Here is a 10198-nt window from a genome sequence, read left to right as displayed (position 1 = left end):
TTATACTTTGTGATTTATTTTGCATATTTCTATCCATGGTTGTATAAATTTTTAATCCATCATACATAAGCTTTGAGTATGCTTCTTCTTCGCTAATGTTTAATGTTTTCATTAAATCAAGAGCAACCTGAAGGATAACAGATCTGGAGAAATACTCATAGTTCATCTTGTTTGAATTTTTATCTGAGAAATTAAATGTTAATTTCTCAGCCATAGCTAAATCCAATTGTTTTTGGCTTATTTTATTATACTTGAACATGTTTTCTAGAACAGCTTTTGTTCTAGCTGAATCAAAACTCTCTTTATTGCTATATGCTTTATAAGTCAAAGCATATGAAACGCTAGGATTTTGTGCAGCACTTGCAATAAAAGCATATTGCTTTAAGGTCAAATCACCAATAGACTTACCAAAATATTGCTGCGAGGCTGCTTCCACACCGTGAGCATTTCCGCCTAGATAAATAGTGTTCATATAAGTCTCTAAAATTTGAGATTTACTCAAAACTTTCTCTAACTGCAGAGACAAAGACATTTCTTGAACTTTTCTTTTTATAGAAGTTCTGTTTTCTAGAGAATCCTCTAAAAATATTCTATATTTAACCAATTGTTGAGTTATTGTTGAAGCACCCTGAAGACTCTCATCACTGCCTTTTAGTTTTATTTTTATATCATTAAATATAGCACCACCTAGTCTTTTTACATCAATCCCTGGGTGAGTATAAAATCTAGAATCTTCAATACTTATAAATGCATCCTGAAGTATTATTGGAACTTTACTAATAGGTATATTAATTCTTCTTTGCGAAATAATAATTTCATCCATAAGCTTTTGATCGGCATCATATATTGTTGATGTTTCATCCAATTTTAAAAATTCATTAATATCTAAGCTAGGAGCTGTCTTAACCATCGCTAGGACTACCCCCCCCATAGCTACGCTTGTTATTAAAGCTATAATTAGAATAGTAAAAAAAAGGCCTTTAAAAACTTTCTTACCGGTTCCTTTTTTCTTTTTATTAGTAGTTTTTTCGTTTTTCATTATGTATCCTCCTTGTATCTTTCTGGAGCGGAATATTACTTATAAATTCATGTTGTTTAACCTATAATTAGTCTTTAATATTATACCATATAATTATGTTAATATAAAATATTGAGTCTTACTATGAGATTTAATTCTGTACTGTCCCCCAGTTACATATAATAGCATATAACCTTAGGTGGAGGTAATAATCATTAAAAATAAAATTAAAGCTAGGATATTAATAATTATGGCCATAATTATGATAAACTTTACAGTATTCATATATATTTTAGATAAAACCATAATGCCAACTGTAATGGCAGTGGCAGATGCAGAAATGAGATCAAAAGCCACCGAGATTGTCAATAGAGCAATCATAAACGAATTTTCGGATCAATTTAACTACGACCAGGTTATAAGAGTAGATAAAGATACAGATGGAAATATTGTAATGTTAAAAGCTGATACTCTAAAAATGAATAAAATAGCTTGTGATGTTGCTTTGGAATCCCAAAAGGAACTTATGAAATTGGGGGAAGTGGGAATAACGATCCCATTAGCTTATATAACAAAAAATAATATATTATCTTATTATGGACCCCAAATTACCATAAGAATGATGCCAATAGGACAGGTACAAACTAAATACTCTTCTGAGTTTGAAAGTGCAGGTATTAATCAAACTAGACATAAAATTTATGTTAAAGTAAAAACTACGGTAAGAGTAATTATTCCATTGAAAAGCAATGATATAGAGGTATCTAATGAAATAGCAATTGCTGAAACCATTATAGTGGGGAAGATACCTAGTACAGCAATTCAATTAGATTTAAATAGTGCAGGTTTTAATTTAGGTAATAGTGGTAGTGATTAACAAAATCATAAAAAAATAAAGTACGTCATTAATAACGTACTTTATTTTTTTAACTAACTATATGTAGTTTAAGTGCATTTCTAACAGGTTTCGTTAAAGAATCTTACTCTTCTAAAGGGGCTTATTCTTCCCAATTAAATACATATGGTATATTTCTATAGTAATCTCCATAATTTAATCCATAACCAACTACAAAAAGATCGGGAATTTCAAAACAGCAATAATCAGGTATTAGGTCGATTTTTCTTCTCTCATGTTTATCTAAGAGAACGCAAGATTTAACGCTAACAGCGCCTAAAGATCTAACTCGTGACATAACGAAATCCATAGTTAATCCAGTATCAACAATATCATCTACTATTAATACATCAAACCCAGAAACATCGTCAGGAATATCATTTACAACACTAACTGATCCACTTGATTGTTCATCAAGTCCATAGCTGGAAGTTGTCATAAATCCTATTTTTGTTGGTACAGTGATTTGGCGTACAAGGTCTGCAGTATATATAAAGCTACCTCTTAATAATGAAAGAACATATAACTTTTTTTCAGAATAATCTTTCGAAATTTCAGCACCAAGTTGTTCAATTCTTTCACTAATTTGATCTTTAGATATAAGAATGTTTATTTTTTTATTTTCCAATATTAATCCCGCCCTCTATATATATTTACAATATTGATACAATGTTTTAATAAAGTCCTTCTAAAGTGATTCTAAAGTAAATAATATCTTGTTTCGTTGAATTCTTCAAGTGCTTTTTTGCAAAATGTAATAATGAATCGAAAAAGGACTAAATTTGTTAGTCTTTTTATTTTAAGAAGTCATGCCAAATAGTTGACAAATAGTTAGTTTAGGAATACTATACCTATATACCCATATGGATATATACAAGCGATATTACTTAATTTAAAGGATGTGAAATAAATGGAAAAACTAATGAATTTATTTAAAGTGCTCTCTGATGAAACAAGACTTAGAATTTTAGTCTTATTATATCATAAAAAACTCTGTGTATGCCAGATTCAAGGAATATTAGAAGAAGGTCAACCCAAGATATCAAAGCACTTAGGCAAACTTCGCGATATGGGCTTTGTAAAAGATGAAAGGCAAGAACAATTTATATACTATTACATAGATAGGGATAATGAGATTCTTAAAGAGATATTAGAGAAAATAATCTTAAATTCTGAAAATTACGTTACAATACAAAGGGATTTGAAAATCCTTAAAAAGGGTGATGAATACGCGGAAATGTTAAAAAACAAATGTAATCCTAATGATTAACGATATTTCAGCATCGAAGATGATACTTAATTTCATAGAAAAAAATAAAAAATATTATACAGGCGGGTGATTATGATGAATCTAATAACACAAATATTTTCTTGGCTCAATAACGCGCTTTTAAAAATGACTTGGCTTTCAGATCTTATTCGAGGGCTTGTAGAAAATGTATTTGGATTGCCAATTACGGAAAGATTAGGTGGCAGCGTACATTTTTTCATCTATGACACTATAAAAATATTTATTCTGTTATCGGTGTTGATTTTTCTCATATCATATATTCAAAGTTATTTTCCACCGGAAAGAACAAAAAAAATACTTGGAAACATTAAGGGGATTAAGGGAAATATACTAGGGGCATTACTTGGAACAATTACACCGTTTTGCAGTTGCTCTAGTATTCCAATTTTTATAGGATTTACCTCAGCAGGACTTCCACTGGGAATAACTTTTTCTTTCCTTATATCTTCGCCACTCGTAGATTTGGCATCATTATTAATTTTAATGTCTTTCTTTGGAGCTAAGATTGCTATAGCATATGTTGTAGTAGGACTAATTTTGGCAGTTATTGGTGGAACTATTATTGATAGATTAGGACTTGAAAAATATATAGAAGGTTATGTAAAAGAAATAGAAAATGTGGATGCAGAAGTAATTGAACTTACAAGAAGTGAGCGAATATCTTATTCAAAAGAACAAGTTAAGGATATAGCTCGTAAGGTTTGGCTATATGTTTTAATCGGTGTTGGTATTGGTGCTGCCATTCACAATTGGATACCTCAATCTATAATAGAAAATGTAATTGGAAGTAATAATCCTTTTGCAGTATTACTTGCTACTGCCGTAGGTATACCAATGTATGCTGACATATTCGGCACATTACCAATAGCAGAAGCATTATTTGGAAAAGGTGTAGGAATTGGTACAGTATTATCCTTTATGATGGCAGTAACTGCTCTTTCACTTCCATCAATAATTATGCTTAGTAAAGTTGTTAAACCTAAATTATTAGCTATATTTGTTGCTATAGTTGCAACTGGTATAATTATAATTGGATATCTATTTAATGCATTTTCATTTATATTTATATAATAAATATAAAATTTAAAGGAGGAAAATATTATGATAATTAAAGTTTTAGGTTCAGGATGTGCTAATTGCAAAAAATTGGAGGAAAACACAAGAAAGGCAGTTGAAGAGTTAGGTGTCGAGGCAACTATAGAAAAAGTTACTGATTTTAAAAAAATTATGGCATATGGAGTTATGAAGACACCTGCACTAGTAGTAGATGAAAAAGTGAAGATAATGGGAAGAGTTCCATCAGCTGATGAAATTAAGAAGTATTTATAATCAAGCTAAATTAATAGATTAGAATAAGGTCCTAATTATAGGGCCTTATAATGAAAAATATATATCGTAATATCTAAATATAGTGATATAATGATAGTAGTTTTAAAACTTCTATTTATCGGTAGACACAAATAAGAAGAATTAATAATAATTTGACTTTATAAGTGAGGTGAAATATATGAAAACAAAATCACTGTCTAATCCAAATTTGTTTAAGCTAATAGATGAAATTACAGCTAAGACATATTATGGCTACCACCAAGAGTGTTATGCTACAGAGTGGCAGCGTCTTTCGGGATGTGGCCCTTGTGCAGCATCTAATATTATCCGTTATATGAATCATACCAGAGATACATTCGAATTAGAGCAGAGTTCCATAAGCAAAGAGACCTGTTTACCATTAATGGAAGAAATATGGAAGTATGTTACCCCGACAACAGAAGGTATACCAACAACTAAAATATTTTATGAAAATGTACTTTCTTATGCTAAGTCAAAAGGGTTGAATCTTGAATATGCATTTTGTGACTTACCCGAAGATAAGGCTAATCGTCCCGAATTAAATAAGATATTAATTTTTTTGGAAGAAGCACTACTAAAAGATGTTCCTATAGCATTTTTAAATCTATGTAATGGTCAACTTAAAAACCTTGAACCATGGCATTGGGTCACAATAATTTCGCTTGAATACGAAGAGGATGGAAGAAACTCATTCGTAAACATTTTGGATGAAGGGATTATTAAAAGAATTGATTTTGAATTATGGTACAATACGACAACTCTTGGCGGTGGATTTGTATATTTTACTAATCCAACAAATAATCATTAGGATTAATAGTAAAAAGAATTAAAAATTTATCTGTTGTAGATGATTCTATTGATGTAATTAATTATCTTTAGATAAAAATAATGTTTTTAAGCAAGCATATAGGTTTTAAATCTAGCATTTTAAAAGAATGTTAGATTTTCTTAATTTAAAAAAGAAAACAGAAGGGAATACATCTGCTAGAAATCACTGGTAAAATGTCTTATTTGCGCAAAAATATTTAAGCATTTAAACCGATTACAAGTGATTAAAGCGCTTTATAGCCAATTACATTTAAATTGATTGTTTATAATATATAGTATATAATAACTTAGGTTATAGAATATAGAGTAAAATTTCAGAATTAAAACTGAATTTAAAAATGGAGGACTTACATGATATTGAAAAGAAATACAAATGAAAAAATTGATTACAAAACCGAAATATTATGCGGGCTTACCGTGGCGTTAGCATTAGTTCCAGAGGCTATAGTGTTTGCGTTAGTAGCTGGAGTTAATCCTTTAGTAGGGCTTCATGCTGCTTTCATAGTAGGACTAATTACATCGATTTTTGGGGGGAGACCTGGTATGATATCAGGAGCAACTGGTGCACTAGCTGTTGTTATGATAGAACTTGTGTCTGAGAATGGAGTAGAATATTTATTTTTTGCTGTAATTTTAATGGGAATTATTCAAATTATAGTAGGCTTACTTAAATTGGGTAAATTCGTTAGATTTATGCCTAAACCAGTAATGCTAGGGTTTGTTAATGGCTTAGCAATTATTATTTTTATAGCGCAATTAGGTCAATTTAAGGTGAAAGATATTAATGGAACTTTACAGTGGATGGTAGGAACTCAACTTTTCACTATGATTGGACTCGTACTATTAACTATGGTAATAATTAAGTTCTTACCTAAATTAACTAAATCAATACCATCACCTTTAGTAGCTATTATAGTTATATATTTAATAGTAAATATCTTAGGAATAGAAACAAAATTAGTTGGTGATGTAGCTAAAGTTGGTGGAGGGTTACCCAAATTTGGACTGCCTAATGTACCAATAAATTTAGAAAGTCTTAAAATAATATTACCTTACTCAATAGTTTTCGCTTCAGTTGGACTAATTGAATCTTTAATGACATTAACATGCATAGATGAAATGACTGATACAAGAGGACGCGGGAATAAAGAATGTATAGGTCAAGGTTTGGCTAACATAGTAACAGGTTTATTTGGTGGAATGGGTGGTTGTGCCATGATCGGGCAAAGTATGATTAATATTACGTCTGGTGGTCGTAGAAGGTTATCAGGCATATCAGCGGCTATATTCTTACTAGTATTTATATTATTTGGATCTAGTCTTATAGAAATGATTCCAATAGCAGCATTAACAGGTGTAATGTTTATGGTGGTAATAGGAACCTTCGAATGGGCAAGTTTTAGAATTATGAAAAATATACCTATGACTGATGCCTTTGTTATAGCTACAGTTTCAATTGTTACCGTATTTACAGACTTAGCAATAGCTGTAGCTGTTGGAGTTATAGTATCAGCTCTTGTTTTTGCTTGGAAAAAAGGAAAAAGCATAGATATTGATTCTAGTGTTAATAAGGATGGAATTAAAGAATATCATATAAGAGGAGTAGTATTTTTTGCTTCAGCTAGAGATTTTGTAGATGCTTTTGATATTCAAAATGATACAGAGGAAGTTATTATTGATTTTAAAAATGCTAAGGTATTCGACCATACGGGTATAGAAGCTTTAAACATGTTAACTGAAAAATATAAAAATGCAGATAAAAAGCTTCATCTAAGACATTTGAGTATGGAATGTTATCAATTATTAAAAAATGCAGATGGAATAGTAGAAGTTAATATCATTGAAGATCCCAAATATAGAGTTGCAGATGATTTATTAGCATAGAATAATAGCAAGGGGCTCACTTTCTGCAATCATTGGAAAACTTAGACAGGAATGGTAAAATGGTGGTACACGAATAACAATCGTGTGCTTTTTTTTAAGTTAAAAATAATATTAATAAAATTTAATATTTCTATTGCTTTTTATTTCATATGTGTTATTATATTACTATAACGTAATATTAAGATATAACGATATACAAAACCATACTAAAATTATAAATAATGTTTTCCAAGGAGGAATAAAATATGTTTAATTCAAATATTAAAAATGTTAGCGCAGAAGAGGCTTATAAACTTATAAATAATGATAGTGAATTTATTATACTAGACGTAAGAACTAAAGAGGAATACGATGGTGGACACATTCCAGGAGCAAAGCTTATCCCAGTTCAGGTTCTACCTATGATGATCGCTGAACTTTCTAAATATAAAGATAAACCAGTACTTGTTTATTGTGCATCCGGTGGAAGAAGCCCAAGAGCGGTTGATACTTTATTAAACAATTCGTTTAAAAATATTTTTCATCTAAGTAGGGGAATATCTTCTTGGAGATACAATGTAGCAATGTAATGCTTAGATGAAAATTCAGGAGAGAGGAAATCTATGGATACAGAGTATATTAAATACAGTGAAATTACGGAAATATTAAAAGTTTTGGCACATCCTATTAGGTTGTGCATAGTAAAAAGTATATTGAACCAAGGCGAGTGTAATGTTTCTCATATGCAGACTTGTTTAAAGATTCCTCAATCCACAGTATCACAACATCTTCAGAAGTTAAGATATGCCGGTGTAATAGAAGGTAGGCGGAACGGCCTTGAAGTTAACTATAAAATTAAAGATGAAAGAATAATAAAGTTAATAAATTCAATTTTAATATTGAGTTAATAAATTAAGTATAAAAATAGGGGGAATATATATGATAAAAAAAATATTGATCGTAGGCGGTGTAGCTGGTGGAGCTTCAGCAGCGGCCAGACTTAGAAGACTAGATGAAGATGCAGAAATAATTATGTTTGAAAGAGATGAATACATTTCTTTTGCAAATTGTGGACTACCTTATTATATCGGCGAAGTAATAAAGGAGAGAGATAAACTTTTAGTACAAACACCAGAGAGTATGAAAGAAAGATTTAATTTAGATGTACGTATCAACAGTGAAGTAGTTTCCATTGATACAAGAAAAAAGGTTGTAACAGTTAATAGTAAGGCTCGCGGCACTTATGAAGAAAGCTATGATTATTTAGTTTTATCACCAGGAGCAAAAGCAATTAAACCTAATATAGAAGGTATAAACAGCGAAAGAATATTTACTTTAAGAAATATACCAGATACAGATAATATAAAAGCTTCTGTAGATAAAAAGGGTATTAAAAGTGCTGTAGTTATTGGTGGAGGTTTTGTTGGCGTCGAAATGGCTGAAAACTTAAAGGAAAGAGGCCTTGATGTTACTTTAGTGGAAGCAGCCCCTCACCTAATGGCTCCTTTTGACACAGATATCGTCTTATCCATTGAAAAGGAAGTTCAAGATAACGGTATAGAAATAATTTTAAATGATGGAGTGAAATCTTTCAAAGATACTGAAAATAATGTTGAAATAACTTTGAATAGTGGGGCAAAATTAAGCGCTGATATTATTATATTGGCAATAGGAGTATTCCCTGATACAGGATTTATAAAATCAGCTGGTATTAAACTAGGTGCAAGGGGGCATGTATTAGTAAATGATAAAATGCAAACTAGCGCAGAGGGAGTATTTGCAGTAGGTGATGTTATTGAAGTTATAGACTTTATAAACAAAACAAATACTGCAATACCTCTCGCCGGTCCTGCAAATAAACAAGGTAGAATAGCAGCGGATAATATAGCTGGTTTAAACACTACTTACAAGGGGACTCAGGGCACTTCAATTATAAAAGTATTTGGGTTAACAGCAGCATGTACAGGTAATAATGAACGAACTTTAACAAGGCTTAACATTGCTCATAAAGTTATATTTGTTCATCCGGCATCTCATGCTTCTTACTATCCCGATTCTCTCCCAATGACCTTAAAACTTATTTTTAATAACGAAGGTAAAATACTTGGAGCTCAAGGTGTGGGTTATGATGGAGTAGATAAGAGAATAGATGTAATTGCTACAGTCATAAGGCTAGGAGGAACAGTTGATGATTTAACAGAACTTGAGCTTTGCTATGCACCACCTTTCTCATCAGCTAAGGATCCAGTAAATATGGCAGGATTCGTTGCTCAAAATGTGTTATCAGGAAGAATGGATGTATTAACCACAGATGAGTTTATGGCTTATGATAGAGAAAATACAACAGTAATAGATGTTCGTACAGAAATAGAGTATAATACAGGACATATTGAGGGTGCTATAAATATTCCAGTAGATAGTCTACGCGAAAGAATTGGTGAACTAGACGCAAACAAAGAAATTATTGAATATTGCCAAGTAGGACTTAGAGGTTATGTAGCTGCTAGAATTTTATCCCAAAAGGAATTTAAGGTTAAAAACTTAACTGGAGGGTATAAATCAGTTTTAAGTTCAAATTTTAAGCCAAATGAAGCTGGAGTCTCAGATAAAATTGTTCCTGATACTCAAGTTATAAAAGAAACAGCAGATAAAAACTATGATAATTATGATAAATTCCTCGATGCATGTGGACTATGTTGTCCAGGCCCATTAGTTCAAGTTAAAACTAGTGTAGATAAGTTAAAGGAGGGTCAAATATTAAAAGTAACATCTTCTGATCTTGGTTTTTATGAGAATATTAAATCTTGGTGTACTGAAACAAATAATGAATTAATAGATTTAAGAAAAGAAAAAGGTGTGGTTTTTGCATATATCAAAAAAAATAATAATCATACCAAGGTAAACTTATAGCATTTTCGCATATTTTGATTTTATATTAAAAGAATATCCAAGC

General features: G+C 30.8%; 10 protein-coding genes and 1 pseudogene. 9 read left to right on the top strand and 2 right to left on the bottom strand.

Going from position 1 to position 10198, the window contains the following annotated elements:
- Positions 1 to 1039: transglycosylase domain-containing protein (locus tag JJE11_RS08145; protein WP_291634400.1), on the bottom strand; the 1039-nt coding region annotated here is incomplete at its 3' end.
- A 193-nt stretch (positions 1040 to 1232) separates the two neighbouring features.
- On the opposite strand from JJE11_RS08145, the gene yunB reads away from it, so the two are divergent.
- Positions 1233 to 1895, top strand: a complete 663-nt coding sequence (gene yunB, locus JJE11_RS08140) for a sporulation protein YunB (protein WP_291634404.1) — start codon at positions 1233 to 1235, stop codon at positions 1893 to 1895.
- A gap of 121 nt (positions 1896 to 2016) precedes the next feature.
- Here yunB and hpt read toward each other — a convergent pair whose 3' ends face one another.
- Positions 2017 to 2541, bottom strand: a complete 525-nt coding sequence (gene hpt / locus JJE11_RS08135) for a hypoxanthine phosphoribosyltransferase (protein WP_291634398.1) — start codon at positions 2539 to 2541, stop codon at positions 2017 to 2019.
- Positions 2542 to 2823: 282 nt separating this feature from the next.
- Here hpt and JJE11_RS08130 point away from each other — a divergent pair, with 282 nt between their 5' ends.
- The 8 genes and pseudogenes from JJE11_RS08130 to JJE11_RS08095 form a co-directional block, all read left to right on the top strand.
- On the top strand, positions 2824 to 3183 hold the full coding sequence (locus JJE11_RS08130) for a metalloregulator ArsR/SmtB family transcription factor (RefSeq protein ID WP_291634396.1): 360 nt from the start codon (positions 2824 to 2826) through the stop codon (positions 3181 to 3183).
- A gap of 75 nt (positions 3184 to 3258) precedes the next feature.
- The gene (locus tag JJE11_RS08125; protein WP_291634402.1) at positions 3259 to 4275 is read left to right on the top strand and encodes a permease; all 1017 of its coding nucleotides are present in this window, start codon (positions 3259 to 3261) and stop codon (positions 4273 to 4275) included.
- Between the two features lie 30 nt (positions 4276 to 4305).
- Positions 4306 to 4533, top strand: a complete 228-nt coding sequence (locus JJE11_RS08120) for a thioredoxin family protein (protein ID WP_291634394.1) — start codon at positions 4306 to 4308, stop codon at positions 4531 to 4533.
- 178 nt (positions 4534 to 4711) lie between these two features.
- A complete protein-coding gene (locus JJE11_RS08115) occupies positions 4712 to 5362 on the top strand; it encodes a hypothetical protein (RefSeq protein ID WP_291634392.1) in 651 nt (216 codons plus the stop codon).
- A gap of 371 nt (positions 5363 to 5733) precedes the next feature.
- Entirely contained in the window at positions 5734 to 7266 is a 1533-nt protein-coding gene (locus tag JJE11_RS08110; RefSeq protein ID WP_291634390.1) for a SulP family inorganic anion transporter, read from the top strand.
- A gap of 245 nt (positions 7267 to 7511) precedes the next feature.
- Positions 7512 to 7835, top strand: coding sequence for a rhodanese-like domain-containing protein (locus JJE11_RS08105; RefSeq protein ID WP_291634388.1), 324 nt, complete (start codon positions 7512 to 7514; stop codon positions 7833 to 7835).
- A 33-nt stretch (positions 7836 to 7868) separates the two neighbouring features.
- Positions 7869 to 8153: a metalloregulator ArsR/SmtB family transcription factor gene (locus JJE11_RS08100; RefSeq protein WP_291634386.1), complete on the top strand. Its 285-nt coding sequence runs from the start codon at positions 7869 to 7871 to the stop codon at positions 8151 to 8153.
- 31 nt (positions 8154 to 8184) lie between these two features.
- A pseudogene (locus tag JJE11_RS08095) lies at positions 8185 to 10128 on the top strand (CoA-disulfide reductase); the annotation flags it as partial.
- Positions 10129 to 10198 lie beyond the last annotated feature (70 nt).

Source organism: Clostridium sp., assembly GCF_016650095.1.
Classification (GTDB): Bacteria; Bacillota; Clostridia; order Clostridiales; family Clostridiaceae; genus Clostridium_AD.
The sequence above is the reverse complement of the archived record's forward strand: the minus strand, read 5'-3'. Positions and strand labels throughout refer to the sequence as shown.